Annotated in this window: 21 protein-coding genes and 1 other annotated feature; of the genes, 10 read left to right on the forward strand and 11 right to left on the reverse strand. The window is 65.0% G+C overall.

All coding sequences use genetic code 11. From position 1 onward, the window contains the following. Positions 1-446: 446 nt before the first annotated feature. From ACQR1E_RS03210 to ACQR1E_RS03220, 3 genes are all read left to right on the forward strand, one after another. Positions 447-1,058: a hypothetical protein gene (locus tag ACQR1E_RS03210; RefSeq protein ID WP_434896654.1), complete on the forward strand. Its 612-nt coding sequence runs from the start codon at positions 447-449 to the stop codon at positions 1,056-1,058. Between the two features lie 183 nt (positions 1,059-1,241). Further along, positions 1,242-1,295 (forward strand) — a sequence feature (sul1 is cis-regulatory element that is thought to sense ions involved in sulfur or methionine metabolism; They are found in Alphaproteobacteria). Between the two features lie 82 nt (positions 1,296-1,377). Beyond that, positions 1,378-2,859: a SulP family inorganic anion transporter gene (locus ACQR1E_RS03215; RefSeq protein WP_434896655.1), complete on the forward strand. Its 1,482-nt coding sequence runs from the start codon at positions 1,378-1,380 to the stop codon at positions 2,857-2,859. Between the two features lie 92 nt (positions 2,860-2,951). Continuing rightward, positions 2,952-3,578 (forward strand): LysE family translocator, encoded by a 627-nt coding sequence (locus ACQR1E_RS03220; RefSeq protein ID WP_434896656.1) that lies wholly within the window; start codon positions 2,952-2,954, stop codon positions 3,576-3,578. Positions 3,579-3,689: 111 nt separating this feature from the next. Here the strand turns inward: ACQR1E_RS03220 and ACQR1E_RS03225 are convergent, their stop codons facing one another. The 4 genes from ACQR1E_RS03225 to aspS all read right to left on the reverse strand — a co-directional run bounded on the left by ACQR1E_RS03225 (position 3,690) and on the right by aspS (position 8,906). After that, positions 3,690-4,151 carry a hypothetical protein gene (locus ACQR1E_RS03225; RefSeq protein ID WP_434896657.1) on the reverse strand — a complete coding sequence of 154 codons (462 nt, stop codon included), beginning with the start codon at positions 4,149-4,151 and terminating at the stop codon, positions 3,690-3,692. A gap of 154 nt (positions 4,152-4,305) precedes the next feature. After that, positions 4,306-4,509 (reverse strand): hypothetical protein, encoded by a 204-nt coding sequence (locus ACQR1E_RS03230; protein ID WP_434896658.1) that lies wholly within the window; start codon positions 4,507-4,509, stop codon positions 4,306-4,308. A gap of 210 nt (positions 4,510-4,719) precedes the next feature. Further along, positions 4,720-6,276 carry an ABC transporter substrate-binding protein gene (locus ACQR1E_RS03235; protein WP_434896659.1) on the reverse strand — a complete coding sequence of 519 codons (1,557 nt, stop codon included), beginning with the start codon at positions 6,274-6,276 and terminating at the stop codon, positions 4,720-4,722. An 842-nt stretch (positions 6,277-7,118) separates the two neighbouring features. Beyond that, positions 7,119-8,906, reverse strand: coding sequence for an aspartate--tRNA ligase (gene aspS / locus ACQR1E_RS03240; protein WP_315712352.1), 1,788 nt, complete (start codon positions 8,904-8,906; stop codon positions 7,119-7,121). 260 nt (positions 8,907-9,166) lie between these two features. On the opposite strand from aspS, the gene ACQR1E_RS03245 reads away from it, so the two are divergent. Together ACQR1E_RS03245 and rnd are read left to right on the forward strand one after the other, a co-directional pair. Further along, entirely contained in the window at positions 9,167-10,642 is a 1,476-nt protein-coding gene (locus tag ACQR1E_RS03245; protein ID WP_316202083.1) for a protein adenylyltransferase SelO, read from the forward strand. 398 nt (positions 10,643-11,040) lie between these two features. Beyond that, entirely contained in the window at positions 11,041-12,189 is a 1,149-nt protein-coding gene (gene rnd / locus ACQR1E_RS03250) for a ribonuclease D (protein WP_315749976.1), read from the forward strand. Positions 12,190-12,279: 90 nt separating this feature from the next. Here the strand turns inward: rnd and ACQR1E_RS03255 are convergent, their stop codons facing one another. Continuing rightward, entirely contained in the window at positions 12,280-12,447 is a 168-nt protein-coding gene (locus ACQR1E_RS03255; protein ID WP_315712357.1) for a hypothetical protein, read from the reverse strand. Positions 12,448-12,475: 28 nt separating this feature from the next. Between ACQR1E_RS03255 and ACQR1E_RS03260 the strand changes: the two genes are divergently transcribed. After that, entirely contained in the window at positions 12,476-12,652 is a 177-nt protein-coding gene (locus tag ACQR1E_RS03260) for a hypothetical protein (protein ID WP_315712358.1), read from the forward strand. A gap of 21 nt (positions 12,653-12,673) precedes the next feature. Here ACQR1E_RS03260 and ACQR1E_RS03265 read toward each other — a convergent pair whose 3' ends face one another. From ACQR1E_RS03265 to ACQR1E_RS03275, 3 genes are read right to left on the reverse strand one after another with little or no spacing between them, the layout of a single operon-like run. Then, a complete protein-coding gene (locus ACQR1E_RS03265; protein ID WP_315712360.1) occupies positions 12,674-13,252 on the reverse strand; it encodes an isochorismatase family protein in 579 nt (192 codons plus the stop codon). Next, the gene (locus ACQR1E_RS03270) at positions 13,252-13,875 is read right to left on the reverse strand and encodes a GNAT family N-acetyltransferase (protein ID WP_315826804.1); all 624 of its coding nucleotides are present in this window, start codon (positions 13,873-13,875) and stop codon (positions 13,252-13,254) included. The genes ACQR1E_RS03265 and ACQR1E_RS03270 overlap by 1 nt, the downstream gene beginning before the upstream one ends. Next, positions 13,862-14,503, reverse strand: coding sequence for a hypothetical protein (locus ACQR1E_RS03275; RefSeq protein WP_315749974.1), 642 nt, complete (start codon positions 14,501-14,503; stop codon positions 13,862-13,864). The genes ACQR1E_RS03270 and ACQR1E_RS03275 overlap by 14 nt, the downstream gene beginning before the upstream one ends. A 55-nt stretch (positions 14,504-14,558) precedes the next feature. Here ACQR1E_RS03275 and ACQR1E_RS03280 point away from each other — a divergent pair, with 55 nt between their 5' ends. Then, positions 14,559-15,602: a LysR family transcriptional regulator gene (locus tag ACQR1E_RS03280; protein WP_315749972.1), complete on the forward strand. Its 1,044-nt coding sequence runs from the start codon at positions 14,559-14,561 to the stop codon at positions 15,600-15,602. 4 nt (positions 15,603-15,606) lie between these two features. Here ACQR1E_RS03280 and ACQR1E_RS03285 read toward each other — a convergent pair whose 3' ends face one another. Then, positions 15,607-16,629, reverse strand: coding sequence for an autotransporter outer membrane beta-barrel domain-containing protein (locus ACQR1E_RS03285; protein WP_316202085.1), 1,023 nt, complete (start codon positions 16,627-16,629; stop codon positions 15,607-15,609). Between the two features lie 486 nt (positions 16,630-17,115). Here ACQR1E_RS03285 and ACQR1E_RS03290 point away from each other — a divergent pair, with 486 nt between their 5' ends. After that, complete coding sequence (locus ACQR1E_RS03290; protein ID WP_315712366.1) at positions 17,116-17,325, forward strand: cold-shock protein; 210 nt, start codon at positions 17,116-17,118, stop codon at positions 17,323-17,325. Between the two features lie 145 nt (positions 17,326-17,470). On the opposite strand, the gene purN is transcribed toward ACQR1E_RS03290, so the two are convergent. Continuing rightward, on the reverse strand, positions 17,471-18,124 hold the full coding sequence (gene purN / locus ACQR1E_RS03295) for a phosphoribosylglycinamide formyltransferase (RefSeq protein ID WP_315712367.1): 654 nt from the start codon (positions 18,122-18,124) through the stop codon (positions 17,471-17,473). 13 nt (positions 18,125-18,137) lie between these two features. Beyond that, positions 18,138-19,211 (reverse strand): phosphoribosylformylglycinamidine cyclo-ligase, encoded by a 1,074-nt coding sequence (purM, locus tag ACQR1E_RS03300; RefSeq protein WP_315712369.1) that lies wholly within the window; start codon positions 19,209-19,211, stop codon positions 18,138-18,140. A gap of 156 nt (positions 19,212-19,367) precedes the next feature. On the opposite strand from purM, the gene ACQR1E_RS03305 reads away from it, so the two are divergent. Together ACQR1E_RS03305 and ACQR1E_RS03310 are read left to right on the forward strand one after the other, a co-directional pair. Next, positions 19,368-19,922, forward strand: a complete 555-nt coding sequence (locus ACQR1E_RS03305) for a CDP-alcohol phosphatidyltransferase family protein (RefSeq protein ID WP_315712371.1) — start codon at positions 19,368-19,370, stop codon at positions 19,920-19,922. Positions 19,923-19,980: 58 nt separating this feature from the next. Continuing rightward, a complete protein-coding gene (locus ACQR1E_RS03310; RefSeq protein ID WP_315712372.1) occupies positions 19,981-20,658 on the forward strand; it encodes a DnaA ATPase domain-containing protein in 678 nt (225 codons plus the stop codon). The last annotated feature ends 24 nt before the right edge of the window (positions 20,659-20,682 follow it).

The following is a 20,682-nucleotide window of genomic DNA, read 5'->3' on the forward strand; positions in this document are numbered from 1 at the left end:
CCGGAAATGTGAAGGTGATTTGCCCGACGATGCAAGGGGCAAAACTGCGGCAAACTAACACGACGGGCAATTAGCGTATGATGGAGTTGCAGCAATTGCCCGTCGAGCAGAGCTGCAACGTTACGACTGCGATCATGTGACAAGCGTGAGAGATGTCGACGCGTATCGCAAGATGGAGGGCTTATGGGCCAGCCTCCCCACCGGTCGCTGTGAGCCGAAGAACGCAACATAACAATCGTAGCGACCGATCTCCTCCAACCAGCAGTGCACGACGACGCCATATTCAGGGACACCATTTTCGACACCGTCGTAACGGACCGCCGTTCCCGGCAACAGATATCTGTCAGGAGTAGATTGATTGCTGGACATGCGAACTTGTTCTTCCTCAGTGCTGTCGTCCAGGCGAACCCGGCCGGGCTTGCACCAAACGACAATGAAGCTTGACGATGGAGGTCAATCTCGCAAAGCTCGTCAGGTTCTTTGCCATCGGACCGGTCCCGCGCAGCCGTGAAGCGCCACCCTTCCGCAACCGCTCCTCCGTCCCGCCCAGCCCGATGCGAAGCCGCCAAGTCAACTTCTTTCTGACGCCGAGAGACCAAGCGGAGCTGCTGAGCAAGCTCGATCCTGCCGGTCAATTCGTGTATGTCGCGTGGCGCTGCAAGGACGGCGGGCTTGATATTCTGCAAACGTCTACCGTACGGCAGATGGGGAAGGAGGCGCTCACAATCTATATTGTGCGAGCCGATGATCTCGACGCAATATCTTTCAACGACGTCGGAGATTTCTCAAGCGTCGACGTGATCCGCTCCCCCGTGATTGAATTCAATCGATGCTACATGGACGATCAGCGCCTCAGCCGTGGCCGATTCTACGTCGTGAATAGCTACTTCGATCAAGATGGACAGATTGCGAGAAAAGACGAAGGATTCCTCAAATGGTCCGAAAGGCTGATTTCGAAGACCCGACGGTGCCTGAAAAAGGATCCGGACTCGTTCTTCCATCTCGGAGCAGAAGCGCTGCAACTCAAAGAAGCAGGCTTCAAATTGCCGGTGGTCTGATCGGTTGCGGCGTCAGCTTCGGCTGCCGCCAACAGGCGTCCAGGTCGTTCGCTAAAGTTCGGTTCCCGAGCTCCGGCGATCGCCGCGCCGGGCCCTCATTTCAAGGCGCCCCTCATGTGACGGTCTGAGCCTCGTGCATTCCCTCTTGATGTTGCATCGCAACGAAGGCATCATCCGGCTTTCATCGGACCCGATTTGATCGGGTGGCTCGGCCCGGCGCCTATCCCCGGGAAACCCCTCAGCAATGCGACTGTGCCTGACGTCGAGGCCTCAAGGGGCATTGCCCGTCGCTGCGCTGGCCAATCCCTGGTTTCCAATCATGAGGTTCCTGCAGACGCTTCGCCGCGAATGGCTGGCGAACATCCCCACCGAAATGCTGTCCGGCCTGCTGGTCGCCCTGGCGCTCATCCCCGAGGCGATCGGCTTTTCCATCGTGGCCGGCGTCGATCCGAAGGTCGGCCTCTACGCCTCGTTCTCGATCGCCTGCGTCACTGCCATCGTGGGCGGCCGGCCTGCGATGATCTCGGCTGCTACCGCCTCCACGGCGGTGCTGATGATCACCCTCGTGCGCGACCATGGCCTGCAATATCTATTCGCCGCGACCGTGCTGATGGGCATCGTCCAGATTATCGCCGGCGCGCTGCGGCTCGGTCTTCTGATGAAGTTCGTGTCGCGCTCGGTGATGACCGGCTTCGTCAATGCGCTCGCGATCCTGATCTTCACGGCGCAGCTGCCGCAGCTCGTGCATGTCGGTTGGGAAACCTATGCAATGGTGCTCGCCGGGCTCGCCATCATCTACGGCTTTCCGTTCCTGACGAAGGTCGTGCCCTCGGCACTGGTGAGCATCATCGCGCTGACCGCCTTCACCATCATCTCCGGCCTCAAGCTGCGCACCGTCGGCGACATGGGCGAGTTGCCGTCAGCCCTGCCGGTGTTCGCGCTGCCGCAGGTGCCGTTCAATCTGGAGACGCTGCGGATCATCCTGCCCTACTCCCTGACGATGGCCGCGGTGGGCCTGCTGGAATCGCTGCTGACGGCCACGATCGTCGACGACATGACGGACACCGGCAGCAACAAGAACCGCGAATGCGTCGGCCAGGGCGTCGCGAACTTCATCACCGGCTTCTTCGGCGCGATGGGCGGGTGTGCCATGATCGGGCAGTCCGTCATCAACGTCACGGCGGGCGCGCGGACGCGCCTGTCGACTTTTCTGGCCGGCGTGTTCCTGCTGTTCCTGATCGTAGTGCTCGGCGATTGGGTGAAGCAGATCCCCATGGCGGCCCTCGTCGCCGTGATGATCATGGTCTCGATCAGCACCTTCAACTGGTCGTCGATCGTCAACCTGCGCGCGCATCCGCTGAGCTCGAGCGTCGTGATGCTCGCGACCGTCATCATCGTGGTGGCGACCGGTGACCTTTCGATGGGCGTGCTGACAGGGGTCGTGCTGAGCGGCGTGTTCTTCGCGGCCAAGGTCGCCCGCCTGCTGGGGATCGAAACGCAGCGATCCGAGGACGGCGGCGCGATGACTTATTTCGTCACAGGCCAGGTCTTCTTCGCCTCGTCCAACAGCCTGGTCGACGCCTTCGACTATCAGGACGTGCCGCCGCGCGTCACCATCGACGTCAGCGCCGCGCATTTCTGGGACATCACGGCAATCGGCGCGCTTGACGCCATCGTGCTCAAACTGCGCCGCCATGGCGCCGAGGTCGAGGTCGTCGGCTTGAACGAGGCGAGCGCGACCATGGTCGAACGGTTCGGCACGCATCACAAGCCGGAGACCACGCAGAGGCTGGCGCATTAGCGCCAGCCGCATCCTATAGCATCTGTCACACAGACCGAATCACATTGCTATCCTCGGGGCTGGCCGACGAGCGTCATGATCCCTGAAAGCCCATGCCCAACCTCCCCACCTTCCTTCTATTCCTCTCCGCCGCCCTCGTCGTCGCGTTCACGCCCGGCCCCGGCATCTTCTACATCGTCGCGCGCACGCTGGCCGGCGGGCGAAGCGAGGGACTGGCCTCCAGCGTCGGCCTCGGGCTCGGTGGCCTCCTGCACGTCGTCGCCGGTGCGCTCGGGCTGTCGGCGCTGGTGATGGCGAGCGCGGAGGCGTTCACGGTGGTGAAGATCGCTGGCGCGTTCTATCTGATCTGGCTCGGCGTGAAGACGTGGCGGGAGGCCCGGGTCGACCAGCCGGCCGAGGTGACGACGACCGGCAGCCGGCGCGCGTTTCGCGACGGCATCATCGTCGAGGCGCTCAACCCGAAGACGGCGGCGTTCTTCCTCGCCTTCATCCCGCAATTCGTCAATCCCGCCGGCGACGTCGCCGCGCAGTTCGTCGTACTCGGGCTGATCTCGGTGACGCTCAACACCAGCGTCGACCTGGTCGTGACGTTCTGGGCCGCCAAGGCGCGGCATCGTCTCGCCCACCGACCAAGCCTCGTGACGCGGATGCGGCAGTCATCTGGCGCCGTCATGTGCAGCCTTGGCGGCGCGCTGTTGCTGGCGCGGCGCACGAGCTGACGACCGGACTGGCGCCAAGTCGTCACGTTCATAAGCACATTTCCGCGGCGTGCCGGCAGCGCTATGCCGGCGCGCACGAGCCGATGCTGCTTTGCGACCACCCCCGCTGAGCTAGTCGCGATAGCGGCAGAACTCGTCGCCATTTTCGTATTCGTAGCAGATCTTGACGCGCCGGTAGGGCCGTTCCCCGTCGGAACTGCGCGAACGACGATCCATGTCGTCATCATCACGTTGCATTCGCGCGTTTCGGCCGGTGGTGCGATGATCCATGTCCTGGTCCATCATGCGGCCCATGCGGTGCTGGCGCATCCGATCCATGTCCATGCGATCCATGCCCATGCGGTCGTCGTCGCGCTGTTGTGCCGTCCAGTCGCGGTTCACCCGCGTGTCTTCGGCACTCTGGCGCTCGCGTTCACGGGCCTGGTCCGACTGCTGGGGCGTGCGTTCCGGCTGCACGGGAACAGCCTGGGTCTGGCTGGTTCCCGGCGTGCTGTCGGCCTGCTGGGCCCACGCGCCTGCGGAGAGGAGACAAGAGGATAGTAACACGACGGTCGCTGCTGCTGGAACGCGCATGATTCTTCCTCCAAGGGAATGCTGTCTAACCGTGCGGGTCAGCGTTGGTTCAAACGACATCGCCTGTTTCGGTGCTGCGCCGCACAGATGACAGCCGGACGCGGAAGCGAGCTGGGGGTGCCGAGCCGGGGCGGTCGCCGGCTGCTCTCTGGCGTCAGCCCGAGATCAGGTCGTGTTTGATTCCACGCCGGCGCCAATATCGCGCACGGAGCCGCGGTGCGATCTGCCACGAGACAATGGCTGACAGCACCACGCTCAGGGCAATCATGACCGGCATTGCGAGCATCGCGTGATTGCTGAGCGGCGTGAGAAGAATCGTCAGAACTCCCGCACCGAACAGCACGGCCTGAACCATCATGAAGACCATCGCCGAAATCTGTGTTCGCATGGACATTGCGGTCGCTCACGGTTGTTGCGCCTGCAAGTCAATGAAGCATCCGTCGAACAGTTCCGGCATGATCTCGAGGTCGGATCCGTGTCGCCCGGCCGCCCGCAAGGCGGCCGGGGGACGTTGTTTGCACTGCGGCGTTGACGGGGGACGGCAAGTTCGGCTGCGTCCCCCCGCCCGTCATTCCAGCTCGATCGCCTGGTAGGTGCCGGTCTCGTCGAGCGCGGTGCCCCAGATCTTGTGCGAGGCCTGGTGCTCGGCGCGTCCGAACGACAGCTTGCTGCCAAGGCCGAGGTCGATGCTCTGCATCGACTCCAGCGTGTCGACCAGCCGCTCGGTCTCGAGCGGCGTCGTCTGCTTCAGGGCCTGGACCAGGATGCTTGCCGAGATGAAGCCCTCGAGCGAGGTGTAATCCGGCGCTTCGCCGGGGAAGTACTTTTCCAGCGCGGTCTTGTAGTCGAGCACTAGGCTCGAATAACCGGCGACCGAGGGAACGCCCTGCGTGACGATGACGCCGTTGGTGTATTTCGAGCCGAGCAGCTTCAGTTCGGCCGCGAGCGACGACGATCCGACCGCCGAGATGTTGGCATAGATCAGCCCTGGAACCGCCTCGTGGGTCTTCTCGATGAATTTCGCCGCCGCGCGGTCGGTCGCGATCATGATCACGGCCTTGATCGGAGGCTTGGTCTGCGCCTTCAGCTTGCCGACGGCCTCATCGACATCCAGCGTGCCGCGCGGGAAGCCGTAGCGGATGATCGGATCGGTGATGCCGTTCGCGCGGAATGCCTTGGCGACACCGTTGGCGCCGTCGTCGCCATAGGCGTCGTTCTGCGCGAATACGGCGATCTGCTTCGCCGGGATGCGCTTGACCTTCATCAGATAGCGCACGATCGCGGCGGTCTCTTCGGCGTAGCTCGCACGATAGTTGAAGACGTAGCGGTCGGGCGGATCGCGGCGGACGACGGCGGAGCCGCTGTAGGGCGCAAAGAACAGCGCCCGGCGCTCCAGCGCGTAGGGAATCGCCACCGCGTTGTTGGCCGTGCCCATGTTGCCGATATAGCCGAACACCTGGTCCTTCTCGTACAGCTGCGTCATGGCGCCGAGCGTCCGCGTGGGATCATAACCATCGTCGGCAGCGATCAGCCGCAGCTTGCGGCCGTTGATGCCGCCGGCATCGTTGGCGCGGGCGAACGCGGTCTCAATGCCGAGCTTCATCTGGCGCGCGGACTCCTTGCGGACTCCGGAGAACGGGATGACGGTGCCGAACCGGATCTCGGTGTCGCTGACGCCGTGCGGAAGCGGAGGCGGCAGGTTGGCCGTGGGCTGCGTCGACGCGGCCGCGGTCGACGGCGCCAGCGCGAAGGACAGCGAGGGAGCCGCCGACTGCTGCTGGCTGAGTGACCGCTCAAGCTCTGCCAACTGGCGCTCTGCGGTCTGACAGGTCACCTGCGAGGACGCGACCCGGCCGCGACCCTCGGCGATATAGCTGTTGAAGGTGCGGATGAGCCCATCGCGCTCGCCGCCGTTCGAAGAGCCCTGGCGGATCACTTCGCTGAACTGATCGATGATGGTCTGGACGCGCCCCTGGGCGATCTCACGGCACGTCGCGGCCTGGCCGACGACCGGACCGACACGGGAGGCGAGATCACGAACGACATCGGGGGAAATGGGAGCAGCGGAGGCGGCAGGGACGAAGAAGCAGGTTCCGAGAAGGAGCGCACACCAGCGAACGGTCATTTTGAACTATCCGTCTTCTTGTGATTGGTTGGCTAAGTTCACTACATGAGTCAGACAGGCTTCTATTAAGGACAGGTTGCATGACACCGCAACCGCCATTTGACTGATCGGTGCCGCCTGGAACTCATAGCGGGGCCACGCCGCTCGATCGCGTTTCGCACCGCGTCGCGCAAGGTGCCGAACTAACAAGCGGCACGAACGATTAGTTCTCAGAATCAACGGTTTGCCGTAGGGGCACGATGACCGCTCTGGCCGGCCGCTCGACCACGTCAGCGCGATGCTGCCGATGCATCCGGCGCTGCCTGGACGCGACCGGAGACCCGGATGAAGTTGTTCGCAGTCTTAACCAGCATTAACGCGAGAACATCAAATGCAGAGCGACGCCTTCAAGGCCGGGTCATCTTGCGCGGGGAGTTACAACGCGCCGGGCGACGACATGCCGCAGTTCGGGATCCGATGACGACGAGCCGAGACGGATTGCGCTGTTCGGCTGGGTCGAGACGCGCTCGGGGAACACCTGGGAGGCGCTGGAGCCGGTCGTTCACGCGATCCACGATGTTCTCGGCAAATGGATCGCGTGGATCGTGGCGGCCCCTGCAGGTCGCCACCGCCGCGCTGTTGCATCACGCCATTCGCAGCGACAGCATCCTGACGCGGATGCGGCTGGGCCAATCGGCCGCGCGAACGATGCGCGACCCGTGACGACCGCTCTGCGATCCCCACACGATCGTCATTGCGAGGAGCCGCAGGCGACGAAGCAATCCAGAGTCCTCGTGCCACCCTGGACTGCTTCGCTGCGCTCGCAATGACGAAGATTCGTGCATCACCCTCAGTCCGCCGAACTACTTGTTCGGCAGATTCGTCCTGATGTGCAGCTCGCGCAGCTGCTTCGTGCTGGCCTCCGACGGCGCGCCCATCAGCAGGTCCATGGCCTGCTGGTTCATCGGGAACAGCGAGATCTCGCGCAGGTTCGTGGTGCCACAGAGCAGCATCACGATGCGGTCGACGCCGGCGGCCATGCCGCCATGCGGCGGGGCGCCGTACTGGAAGGCGCGGTACATGCCGCCGAAGCGGTCGACCACCTCCTGCTCGCCGTAACCGGCGATCTCGAACGCCTTCACCATCGCGGCCGGCTTGTGGTTGCGGATGCCGCCGGAGGCGATCTCGTAGCCGTTGCAGGTGATGTCGTACTGGAACGCCTTGATGGTCAGCGGGTCCTGCGTCTGCAGCGCCTCCAGGCCGCCCTGCGGCATGGAGAACGGGTTGTGCGAGAAGTCGACCTTCTTGTCGTCCTCATTGTACTCGTACATCGGGAAGTCGACGATCCAGGCCAGCTTGAACTGATCCTTGTCGGACAGGTTCAGCTCATCGGCGACCTTGTTGCGGGCGAGGCCTGCGAACTTCCAGAACTTGTCGGGATCGCCGGCGACGAAGAAGGCAGCGTCGCCCTCCTTGGTGCCGAGCTGGCTGCGAATCGCAGCCGTGCGCTCCGGACCGATGTTGTTCGCCAGGGGACCTGCGCCCTCGCCGCCCTCGCGCCACATGATGTAGCCGAGGCCGGGCTGGCCCTCGCCCTGCGCCCACGAGTTCATGCGGTCGCAGAACGCGCGGCTGCCGCCGGATGGCGCCGGGATCGCCCAGACCTGGTTCTTGGGGTCCTCGAGCATGCGCGCGAACACCTTGAAGCCGGAGCCGCGGAAGTGCTCGGAGACGTCGGCCATCTCGATCGGGTTGCGCAGGTCGGGCTTGTCGGAGCCGTATTTGCGGATCGCCTCGGCGAACGGGATGCGCGGCCAGCCCTTGGTCACTGGCTTGCCCTTGGCGAAATCCTCGAACACGCCGGTGATGACCGGCTCCATCGCCGCGAACACGTCCTCCTGCTCGACGAAGCTCATCTCGACGTCGAGCTGGTAGAACTCGCCGGGCAGGCGGTCGGCGCGCGGGTCCTCGTCGCGGAAGCACGGCGCGATCTGGAAGTAGCGGTCGAAGCCCGACATCATCAGCAGCTGCTTGTACTGCTGCGGCGCCTGCGGCAGCGCGTAGAACTTGCCGGGATGGATGCGCGACGGCACCAGGAAGTCGCGCGCGCCCTCCGGCGACGACGCGGTCAGGATCGGGGTCTGGAATTCGAAGAAGCCCTGCTCCTTCATGCGCCGGCGCATCGAATCGATGATCGCGCCGCGCGTCATGATGTTCTGGTGCAGCTTCTCGCGGCGCAGATCGAGGAAGCGATATTTCAGCCGGATGTCCTCCGGGTACTCCTGCTCGCCGAACACCGGCAGCGGCAGCTCGTCCGCGGGGCCGAGCACCTCGATGTCGGAGACGTACAGCTCGATCTTGCCGGTCGGCAGATCGTCATTGTCGGTGCTCTTGTTGTCGGCGCCGGCCGGGCGGCGGCGCACCTTGCCCTCCATGCGCACGACCCATTCCGAGCGCAGCTTCTCGGCCAGGCTGAACGCCGGCGAGTCCGGATCGACCACGCATTGGGTGATGCCGTAATGGTCGCGCAGGTCGACGAACAGGACGCCGCCATGGTCGCGGATGCGATGGCACCAGCCGGACAGCCGGACCGTCTCTCCGATGTTGCTCTCGCGGAGCGCGCCGCAGGTGTGGGTCCGGTAGCGATGCATGGTCGTCCTGAATGGTCGTCGTGAGGAGAAGGAATCGGCGCAGCCGCAGGGGCGCGCTCCGAATGCGCGCAGGGTTTAGCCGAGCCGCCCCGGCGCGGCAACCGCAGGAACGGGCCTTTTCGGCTTCGCGCCGGAAAAGGCCGCCCGCCCTGGGCCTCACCGCAACGTCGGCGCCGATGCCGAATTGAGCTGGCGCCGAAACGCTCATCCGACGGCCGTTTGGGCTCGAAAAACGGCCGCCCCGCGGCTATCTTGGAGCCATGACCGTGCATTTCCCCTTCCAGAACTCCTACGCCACGCTGCCGGACAATTTCTTTGCCCGGGTGGCGCCGACCCCCGTCGCAGCGCCTCGTCTGATCAAGCTGAACCGGCCTCTCGCCGCGGAGCTGGGGCTGAACCCCGCCGAGCTGGAAACGCCGGAGGGCGCCGAGATCCTGGCGGGCAAGACCGTGCCCGAGGGCGCCGAGCCGATCGCGATGGCCTATGCCGGCCACCAGTTCGGGCATTTCGTGCCGCAGCTCGGCGACGGCCGGGCGGTCCTGCTCGGCGAGGTCGTCGACCGCAACGGCGTCCGCCGCGACATCCAGCTGAAGGGCTCCGGCCCGACGCCATTTTCGCGCCGCGGCGATGGTCGCGCGGCGCTGGGGCCGGTCTTGCGCGAATACATCGTCAGCGAGGCGATGGCGGCCCTGGGCATTCCGACGACGCGCTCGCTCGCTGCGGTCGTGACCGGCGAGCAGGTCTATCGCGGCACCGCCCTGCCCGGCGCGGTGCTGACCCGTGTCGCCACCAGCCACATCCGGGTCGGCACGTTCCAGTATTTCGCCGCGCGCCAGGACGTGGACGCCGTGCGCCGGCTCGCCGACCACGTCATCCACCGGCACTATCCGGATCTCGCCGGTACCGAGCGCCCCTACCACGCCCTGCTGGATGCCGTGATCGCCCGCCAGGCCAAGCTGATCGCCGAGTGGCTGCTGGTCGGCTTCATCCATGGCGTCATGAACACCGACAATACCTCGGTGTCCGGCGAAACCATCGACTACGGCCCCTGCGCCTTCATGGACGCCTACGATCCCAAGCAGGTGTTCTCCTCGATCGACGAGTTCGGCCGCTACGCCTTCGCGAACCAGCCGCGCATCGCGATGTGGAACCTGACCCGGCTTGCCGAGTGCCTGTTGCCGCTGTTCGGCGACGACAAGGACCAGGCGATCAAGGAGGCCGAGGCTGCGCTCGACGGCTTCGCCACCCAGTTTACCGACGCGCACCAGGCGGGCCTGCGCCGCAAGCTCGGCCTGTTCACGCGAGCCGAGGGCGACCAGCCGCTGGCGCAGGCATTGTTCGACGCGATGGCGGCGGCCCGAGCCGATTTCACGCTGACGTTCCGCCGTCTCAGCGACGCCGCCGGCAGCGGCGATCTCAGCGAGGTCCGCGTCCTGTTCGAGGATCCCACCGGCTTCGACGAGTGGGCCCAGCGCTGGCGCCAGCGCCTGGCGGAGGAACCGCAGACGGCGGCGGAGCGGAGCGCGGCCATGCGCAAGGTCAATCCCGCCTTCATCCCGCGCAACCACCGCATCGAGGCGGTGATCACGGCAGCGGTCGAGAACGACGACTACGCGCCGTTCGAGGAGCTGCATGCGGTGCTGGCCCGGCCCTATGACGACCAGCCGGACCGGGCTGATTATGCCGATCCGCCGCAGCCGGAGGAGCAGGTGTTGCAGACCTTCTGCGGCACCTGACACGCGGTCTTAACCTCGCGTCCACCATCGCCCTGACAGCGCCCAGGCCCTTAAGAAACGATCAACGCAGCCCCGACAAGTTGAACCAACAAGTCGGGGAGGTCTGAGACGTGGACGCGCTGGTGTTCGAATTCATGGGTCTGGCGATGATCGCCTTGTGCCTGATCGTGCTCGCGGTGCCCTCGGCGCGCCGGCCTGCGGGCCGCGTCCGGCATCGCTGACCGGCGCCGGACGCGCCCTATCATCAACCATAGAGCGATCAGCTCGCGTCGCGGTGCTTGCGTTCGGGGCGGATTGGGCCGACAAGCGGACACGAATTCGTCCCGTACCCTTTGCCGACACCCTTGACTTGTCAGCGTTTTCGGACGACGGCGTAAGAGCCTCGTCATGGATCGTTCATGGACTTGATCACCACCACCGCGGACCTCGCAGCCGCCTGCGCCCGCCTCGCCCGCCACCCGGTCGTCACCGTCGATACCGAGTTCCTGCGGGAAACCACCTACTATCCCCTGCTCTGCGTCGTGCAGATGGCGAGCCCGGACGAGGCCGTGGTGATCGATGCGCTGGCCGAGGGCATCGATCTCAAAGCCTTCTTCGAGCTGATGGCGAACGAAAAGGTCCTCAAGGTCTTCCACGCCGCCCGCCAGGACATCGAGATCATCTGGCACCGCGCCGGCATCGTGCCGCATCCGATCTTCGACACCCAGGTCGCCGCGATGGTGCTGGGGTATGGCGACAGCATCGCCTATGACCAACTGGTCGAACGCATCACCGGCCATCGCCCCGACAAGACCCACCGCTTCACCGACTGGTCGCGCCGGCCGCTGACCAAGGAGCAGGCGCACTACGCCGAGGCCGACGTCACCCATCTGCGCGACGTGTTCGCCGCGCTCGATGCCGATCTGAAGAAGCGCGGGCGCAGTGACTGGGTCAGCGAGGAGATGGAGATCCTGACCTCGCCGAAGACCTACGACTTCCACCCCGAGCGCGCCTGGGAGCGGCTGAAGACCCGCGTCCGCAAGCCGAAGGAATTGGCCGTGTTGATCGAGGTCGCGGCCTGGCGCGAGCAGGAGGCGCAGAGCCGCGACGTGCCGCGCAGCCGCGTGATGAAGGACGACGCGGTCGGCGACATCGCCACCCATGCCCCGACAACGATCGAGAAGCTCGGCAATCTGCGCTCGCTGCCCAAGGGCTTCGAGCGCTCCAAATGGGGCTCCGACATCGTTGCCGCCGTGCAGCGCGGCCTAGCGCGCGATCTCGCCGCCCTGCCCAAGCTGGAAAAGCCGCGCAACAACTCCAACGGTGCTGCGATCGTCGAGCTGCTCAAGGTCCTGCTGCGCATGACCTCGGAACGCCACGCCGTGGCGAGCAAAGTCATCGCCACCGTCGACGATCTCGAGCAGATCGCCGCCGATGACAATGCCGACGTTGCTGCGCTGCAGGGCTGGCGCCGCGAGCTGTTCGGCGAGGCCGCGCTCGCGCTAAAGCACGGCAAGCTCGCACTCGCCATCGAGAAGGGCCGCGTCGTCCGGGTCGACCGGGCCTGATCGGCGTCGCAGCGGCTCTGGCCGGCTGCGTCTTCCCGAGTCTGCCAAGTTGATTGCAGCAGGCGGCACGGGTGGTCATGATGCCGCCCATCATTCGGCGCTGGTCTGCCCCCTCAACTCCGCCTCGATTGTCTGGGACACCTCAACCAGAGCCATCGAAAGGATGTAGGCGCTGGTCGGCAGATTGAGCTGGCGCGCCTTTGCGATGGCTGCCCGGAGGCTGCTCGCCAGCTCTTTGAGCTCTTCCTCTCGGGTCATGTCGTGGTCTCGGTCCTGGAGCTGCCGCGTGAGCAAAGACGATTGCGAACCGCCGGAACAGAGGCTGCTGCGGCTGCTCAGCGAGAATCCGGTCGACCTGCACGTCGTCGAGGCCCTTCGCCTCGTCGTCGCGTTCAACAAGATCAGCGATCCGGCCGATCGCCGTATGATTATCGATCTGGCCGAACGACTCGCCTCAGGATGATACCGCCAATAGCCGCCGCGGTCACACCGCGAGCCGGCCGCCGGCGCCGATAAGCTCGGCGCTGTCGAGGACGCCGGCAAAATTGCCGATCACCTTGGTTACAACCAGCTTGTACAACGCGGCGTCGCCGGCGCAGGCCTGCCGGCAGGCGACGGCGTCTCCGATCACCTGATAGCGGTGACTGCGGTGAAAGCCGTCCACCACCGTCGAGAGGATCGTCTCGTCCAGCGAGAAGCCGAGCAGCACGCAGCGCATGCTGCGCATGTTCGCCATGTACTCGGCGAACCGGGCCGAGCTATAGGCCGAGGGCAGTGGATGCTCGAACGCGAGCTCCCCCGGCGTTGGCTTGAAGTCCGGAAGCCAGTTCGTCAGGTTGGAGGCCGGGTTGAACCAGGCTGCCTGTGCGATCCGCTTGAGATGGACGACCGGCCACAGGTTGTCGCGCCAGAGCGCGATCAACTGCCGGCACAGCGCCATGACGACGTCGCCATCGGCGATCAGATGCCTGCGTCCCTCGGCGAGATATTCGCACTGCAGATCGGCGCAGACGAGAACAGGCGGATCCGCCTCGGTGGCACCGAACAGATCTCGGCCCGTCATCACGGTCTCGCTGCGGCGAAGTCGTGCAAGGGCGACGATGCCGGCCGGCCGGCCGAGAGATCGAGCACACCCGGCCGATCCCAGTCGCCTTCCGGACGAATGATCATGTAGGGATCGCTGTCGAGCGTGATCGCATCGTCGCACGGCTCGAGGTCCAGCACCATCTCCGTGTAGGAGAAGTCGGAGAATGTAAGCTTGCGATTATGGCCGAGCGGCTTGGCGCCGAAATGCGCCCAGAAATCGACGAGACGATCCTGCGCGTGGCCATAGGCCTTCTTGAAGCCCTTTCGCCTGCAATAGTCGAGAGCCTCGCGAACCAGCTTGAACGACAGCCGCGAACGCCGGTACTGATGGCGCACCGCCAGCCGCTCGACCTTGGCGAAGTCGCCGAAGAAGCGCACGCGTACGCATCCCGCCGGCTCCTTGCCGACGAAACCGAGGAAGTGGGCTGCAACCAGATCGTTGCCGTCGAACTCCTCCTCCATGGGACAATCCTGCTCGGTCAGGTAGACCGCCGAGCGGATCGCGGTAACGAGCATGAGGTCATTCGGATCGCGCGCGATGCGCACCGTGATCGCGCGGGGATTTGTCTTTGCCGCCCTGGCCGAACTAATGCTGTGCATCCGCAATGCTCCCTTGTTCGAAACCCTTCATCGACTGGATCGAAGGCGCGATCATCTCGGGCATCCGGTTCCACGGCCGCTGATACCACCAGAGATCGGGCTGAAAGCTCGGCACCGGCGTGAAGCCGAGCGCGCCGAGAAACGCGCGCCCTTCCGGACTCGATGGTTGCGCATAGTAATCGGCGGCGCGAAATCTCGCGCCTTGCAGCGCCTGCGCGACATTGCCGAGACCGATCGCTCCTCGCCCTTGCGCGACGAGCGCCCAGACATAGATGGCGGCTACGTCTTCGTCCGGCCGCGCCAGAAATCTGCGCGGCGGATCATTCAAATTGAACTCATCCAGGAGCAACGCATCGAGGCCTGAGCAGTTGAGATAGAGGAAGGCGATGCCGCCGAGCAGGTTCCTGCCGCGGTAGAGCGCGAAGATCGAGTCCGGATCGTGCCGCAAGAACTCCGCAAGCTCGTGTTCTGAGGCACGAACGCCCGGTATTTCCCGGCGTGCGAGCGCCGTGAGCTCGCCGAGCCGATCGGGCGTGACCGCCTGAGCCGCGACCCGATCCGTCCGCGGCAGCGCGTCGAGCTGATGTCGCAGCGTGAATTCTGTGCTTCCGCGGTGAGGGTTCTGCATCTATGTTTCCAGCTTGGCTTTGATGACGTCATCATACTTGTCGGAGCTGGAGTGTATGCGGCAACATTTGCATCGGGGTGCTGCATCCACGCAGCGCAGGAAGTCTGACGAAACGCTTAACCCCTCATGGGAGGATTTGAGAGCATTTCTGCTCTGTACGCGTCACCGCAGCTTCCGAAACGCGGCGGATGTTCTCGGACTGACCGGCACAACCCTGATGCGCAAGATCGACCGGCTCGAGGAAGAGCTCGGATGCAAGCTCTTCATCCGTGATCAATCCGGCTTGTCGCTCAGTGACGAGGGACGATCGTTGCTGTTCGACGTCGAGCAGATGGAGCGGCTGAGCTTCAACATCTTCCGGCGCGCTTCGCTGTCGACCGACACTCAGGGGTCGGTGCGCGTCGCCGTGACCGAAGGCCCCGGCAATTTCTGGATCCTGCCGCGACTGATCGATTTCCAGAAGACCTATCGCAGGATCACCGTCGATCTGAGCTGCGCGATGCAGCAGGCCGACGTGTCGCGGCTGGAGGCTGACATCTCGATCCAGTTCGAACGGCCGACCAACCCTGACGTGATCGTTGCAAAGCTCGGCCGTCTGCACATCTACGGCTTCGTGTCGGAAGCCTATCGCGACGCGCATGGACTGCCGACATCGCTGGCGGAGCTCAAGGATCATCGCATCATCAAGCAGCACGGCGTGCAGCTCGACGAGACCGGCTATGCGCGCATCCTCGGCTTGGAGTCCCTCGAAGGCATCGTCGGCATCTCAACCAATTCGAGCGTTGCCGTGCTTTACGCGGTCGAGCGCGGCGCCGGCATCGGCTTTCTGCCGACCTCGGCGGTCGCGCTCGGGGCGCCGCTCGTTCCTGTCGATCTCGGCATCAACTACCACATGGATCTGTGGCTGACCTATCACAAGGAGTTTCGCAACTCCGACCGGCACAAGGTCGTCATCGACTGGTTGAAGCGCATCTTCGATCCGAAGGTCCATGCCTGCTTCCGGGACGAGTTCATCCATCCGCTGAATCTCGTGCCGCTGATGGCGCCCGCGCGGGATGTCGTCGGCTTCAACGGCTACGTCGCGCCGAAACCCGTATGACGAGCTACCATTTGAGCTCGACGCCGAGCGTGCCCTGATGCGATTGCAGCACCGAGCGAAGCTTCGCATCGTAGTTGAGATAGAGGCGTGCCGTTCGATTCAGGGATAGCGACAGTGCCGCGCCGGCGTCGGCGCCGTAGCGGCCCTCGCCAAGGCCCTGCAGCGTGATGCTCTGCGGACCGAGGCTGACGGTCACCGCGCCGAGATTCTGGCTGAAATTGTCGACCAGCTTGCCATAGGCCGAGACGTCGAGGATCTTGCCGTCGACAATGAAGTAGCGGCCGAACTCGGCGCCGACGAGAACGCGGGCGCGCTCCAGCGAGGTACCGCTGACCGACAGCGGATCGAGCCCGCCCGCCTCCTGGAATGCCGCCGTCGTGGCGCGCGTGTATTCGAAGGCAAGCTTCGGAACGATCCGGCTCTCACCGATGCTCCAGTAGTAGTCAAGCTCGCTCAGCACGCCCGTGATGTGGGCGCCGTAGACCGACGTCGCCGTACCGAGGCTGGTGTCGCGCCGCGCACTGATCCCGCCGAAGCCATGGACCACCGCGATCGCCCAGGTCCAGGGTCCCTGGTCGACCGAGGCGTTGAACCCGAACTGTGTGAGATCGAGCGTCGCCGCTTGCAGCGCCAGCGGCACATCGACCCAGGTCCGGCTCTGGTCGACGGATAGTCCGACATTCACGCCCGGCACGAGACGCATGCCGATACCGGCGACGCCGCCCCAAGTCGTCCTCTTGTCGCCGGCGAAGTCGCCTTGCGCATTGCTGCGGACGGTTACGCCATACATCTCGCCCCAGGTCCGGAACCGAGGCTGTTCCGAAGCCTCCGGCGCGCCGCCGCCGCCGGGATTGCTCCGCGGCAGCCGGGTGGCGCCCTGCGTGACCTGAGTACCGAGCCGTTCGAGGAAGCTCGAGCCGAGATCGAGCACGGTTCGGCCGGCCGAGCGTTCGGAACTGATCGCGCCCGGTGCCGGACTGGGCAGCGGGCTCGGCGTTGGTGTCGGGCTTGCGGCGATGCTCGGCATGCTGGCCTGCGCGGCACACGGCGAAGAAGCGGCGGCCAAACCGAGCCCGCCGATGAGCAGCATCGCCCCGCATGCGCCGCTGCGCATTCGCCAACCCAGCCTGGCCTGAGACGCCCCGCGCATCGATGCCCCGTTCGCCGCCCGCTCAAATTCGCTTCAATATTGCAGCGATGTTCTGCCCGCAGTTCCCGATCGCGGTCAATGAGGATTGCCATGCCGCGGGTGCCCTGCAGGGATTTGTGGTTCCAGCGCCACAAGCCACGCAGTTGCAGCAGCCGGCGCCGCGACGCCGCGACGCGTTCTCATCAGTCCGCCAAACTTGATATCGGCGGAAAATCGTGTTGCAATCTCCCGTACAATCGGATTGGCCGTTCGACTGTGCGTTTCGCGACTTCGGAAATTGAGCAGATCCCGGGAAGCCCGTTTGTGGCGTGGCACGCGCGAGCGTGGCCGCGTCTTTTTTTTCGTCTAGACGAGGAGACAGCGATGCCGACCTACAAGGGCAGCGTGAAGTGGTTCAACCCGACCAAGGGATATGGCTTCATCAAACCGGCTGGCGGAGACAAGGACGTGTTCGTCCACATCTCGGCGGTGGAGCGTGCTGGACTGACCACGCTCAACGAGAACCAGACGATCGAATATGATCTGGTGGAGAGCCGCGGCAAGACGTCGGCAGAGAACCTGAAGCTCTCGTGAGCATCGTTCCGGCGGAGGGCGCCACAGCGCGGGTCCGTAAACCAACTCACGAGCTCCGCGTCACGAGCGCTCGCCGCGGATGATCAGACTTCGTCAGCCTTGATGTGCCCCGGCCCCGCCGGGGATTTTTTTCGTCCGGCGACAGCTACCGGACGACGGGCCAGATCAGCGCGTGATCGCCCTGCTCCACGGACGACGTCCGGCAGAGATCGCCTTCGAGCCGCACCAGGCCCTTGGCCAGCAACTTCAGCGCCTCAGGATAGATGCGATGCTCGACGCCGAGAATGCGCGTCGACAGCGTGTCCGGCGTATCGTCGTCCCTGACCACGACCGCGCCCTGCATCACGATCGGACCAGCATCCGTCTCCGGAATGACGAAATGCACGGTGGCGCCTGACAGCTTGACGCCGGCACGCAGCGCCTGACCATGCGGATCAAGGCCGGGGAACGACGGCAGCAGCGACGGATGAATGTTCAGCATCCTGCCATACCAGCGCTGCACGAACTCCGCCGTGAACAGGCGCATGAATCCGGCCAGGCAGATGATCTCGATGCCGCGTGCATCGAGCGCCTGCTGCAGTCTGGCTTCGAACCCTGCGCGGTCCTTGCCGAACGGCTTGCTCTCGATGATTTCGATCGCGACGCCGCTTTCCTGCGCTTTCTGCAGTCCGGCCGCATCGGCTCGGTTGGAGATCACGATGGCGACCTCGGCCGGAAAATCCGGCTGCGACGCCGCGTGGATCAGCGCGGCCATGTTCGACCCACGGCCCGAGATCAGGATGGCGACGCGGCGCTTCATCGGCTCACCCGTCTCACAGAGCCAGATCGAGGGCGCCGGTGTAGATCACCCGCTCGTCGCCTGTCGCAGCAACGACCTCGCCGAGCCGTGCGACGTGCTCGCCATTCGCGGTGAACACCTCGATGACGGCATCGACGGCCTCGGCCTTGACGATCGCGATCATGCCGATCCCGCAATTGAAGGTACGCAAGAGCTCGCGCTCTGCAATGCCACCCTGCTCCGCCAGCCATTTGAAGACCGGCAGCACCGGCAGGCCCGTCAGGTCAATCGAGACGCCGAGATGCTTCGGCAGCACGCGCGGAATGTTGTCGGTGAAGCCGCCGCCCGTGATGTGTGCGAGCCCCTTCACCGCACCGGTCTCGCGGATGGCGCGAAGGCACGACTTCACATAGAGCCGGGTCGGCGTCAGCAGCGCCGCGCCGAGAGTCAGGACCGGCGCGAACGGGGCCGGCGCATCGAAGCCGAGGCCGGACTGGGCGACGATCTTACGCACCAGCGAATAGCCGTTGGAGTGGACGCCGGAGGATGCGAGCCCCAGCACCACGTCACCGGCCGCGATGTCGGGAGACGGCAGCAGCGTCCCACGTTCCGCCGCGCCGACCGCGAAACCGGCAAGATCGTAGTCGCCGTCCTTGTAGAGGCCCGGCATTTCCGCGGTCTCACCGCCGATCAGCGCGCAGCCGGATTCCCGGCAGCCTTCGGCGACACCGGCGACGATCGACGCCGTCGCCTCCGGGTCGAGCTTGCCGCACGCAAAGTAGTCGAGGAAGAACAGCGGCTCGGCGCCCTGCACGACGAGATCGTTGACCGACATGGCGACCAGGTCGATGCCGATGCCGCCATGCAGCCCGGTCTCGATCGCGATCTTCACCTTGGTGCCGACGCCGTCGGTTGCCGCGACCAGCACCGGATCCTTGAATCCGGCGGCCTTGAGGTCGAACAGGCCGCCAAAGCCGCCGATCTCGGCATCCGCGCCGGCGCGGGCGGTTGCGCGCACCATGGGCTTGATCAGATCGACCAGACGGTTTCCGGCATCGATATCGACGCCCGAATCTGCATAAGTGAGCCCGTTCTTGCGCTCGGTCATGGTAAAAACCCCTAATCTGGCCGCTGGTTACGTCGGAATCCGGCCGCGCGCAATGGCTCGCAAGGGGCTCGTCCCCATACTATCTAGGAACGGACCGGTTCGCCCTGTTTCGGAATCGGATTGTCTTTTGATCGAGTCGTCGTCGGGACCCGCTGCGTGACCATTCCCCACAGTATCCCCAATCTGATCACGCTGGGTCGAATCCTGCTGGTTCCGATCGTCGTCTGGGCCATTGCGGCCGGCCAGATGGAGATCGCATTTCTGGTCTTCGTGGTCGCGGGGGTGAGCGACGCCGTGGACGGCTTCCTGGCCAAGCGCTTCAACCTGCGGTCCGAGTTGGGAGCGCTGCTCGATCCTCTCGCCGACAAGGCGCTGCTGGTCTCGATCTTCGTCACGCTTGGCATCTGGGGCGCGATCCCGCGCTGGATCGTGATCCTGGTGGTCTCGCGCGACATCATGATCGTCTCGGCGGTGATCGTGTCCTGGCTGTTCGACCGGCCGGTCGCGATGAAGCCATTGATGGTGTCCAAGCTGAACACGGTCGCCCAGGTGGGATTCGCGGCGCTCGTGCTGGCCTCGCTCAGCTTCGGCTTCGAGCCCCAGCCCTACGATGTGGTGCTGATGGTGCTGGTCACCGTCTTTACCCTCGTGTCGGTCGGGCTGTATCTCGTCGACTGGGTGCGCCACATGAGCACCATCGAGGTCCGGTGATCCTCCGCGGAGGGCCCGTCCCGACCTCACGCACCACACGATACGGAGCAATTCGATCTTGGCCGGCCATATCCCCCCTCGTCAGCTGGCCTTCGCGCTGCCGCATGCGGAGAGCCTGACGCGGGACAATTTCTTCGAAGGTCCAGGCAACGCGGCCGGGCTCGCTCTGGTCGACGCCTGGCCGGAATGGCCGGCGCGGACCATGTTCCTGGTCGGCCCCGACGGCTCTGGCAAGAGCCACCTCGCCGCGATCTGGGCCGAGCGGGCTGGCGCCCGATCGCTGTCCGCCCATGCCCTCGAGGCGAGCGTGGTCCCTGGGGCGCTCGCCACCGGCGCGCTGGTGCTGGAGGATCTGACGGCAACCGATCTCGACGAACGGGCGCTGTTTCACCTGCTGAACCTGGCCCGCCAGGACGAGGCGTTCGTGCTGATCACGGCGCGCGAGGCCCCGGCGGCCCTGCCCATCGCCCTGGCCGATCTGAGGTCGCGGCTGCGCGCCGTCCCGATCGTCACGCTGCTGCCGCCCGACGACCAGCTGTTCCGCGCCTTGATCGTCAAGCTGGCCGCGGACCGGCAACTGGCGATCGACGAGACCGTGGTCAGCTATCTCGCAAGCCACATCGAACGGTCCTACGCGGCCGCCCGCCAGACCGTCGCACTGCTGGACGACGAGTCCCTGCGGCTCGGACGGCCGGTCACCCGGGCGCTGGCGGCGGAGCTGCTCCGCCCGCTGTGACCCGCGGCCATCTTGACGGCGGAC

The sequence above is a fragment of the Bradyrhizobium sp. HKCCYLRH1030 genome, assembly GCF_051168395.1.
Taxonomy (GTDB): domain Bacteria; phylum Pseudomonadota; class Alphaproteobacteria; order Rhizobiales; family Xanthobacteraceae; genus Bradyrhizobium.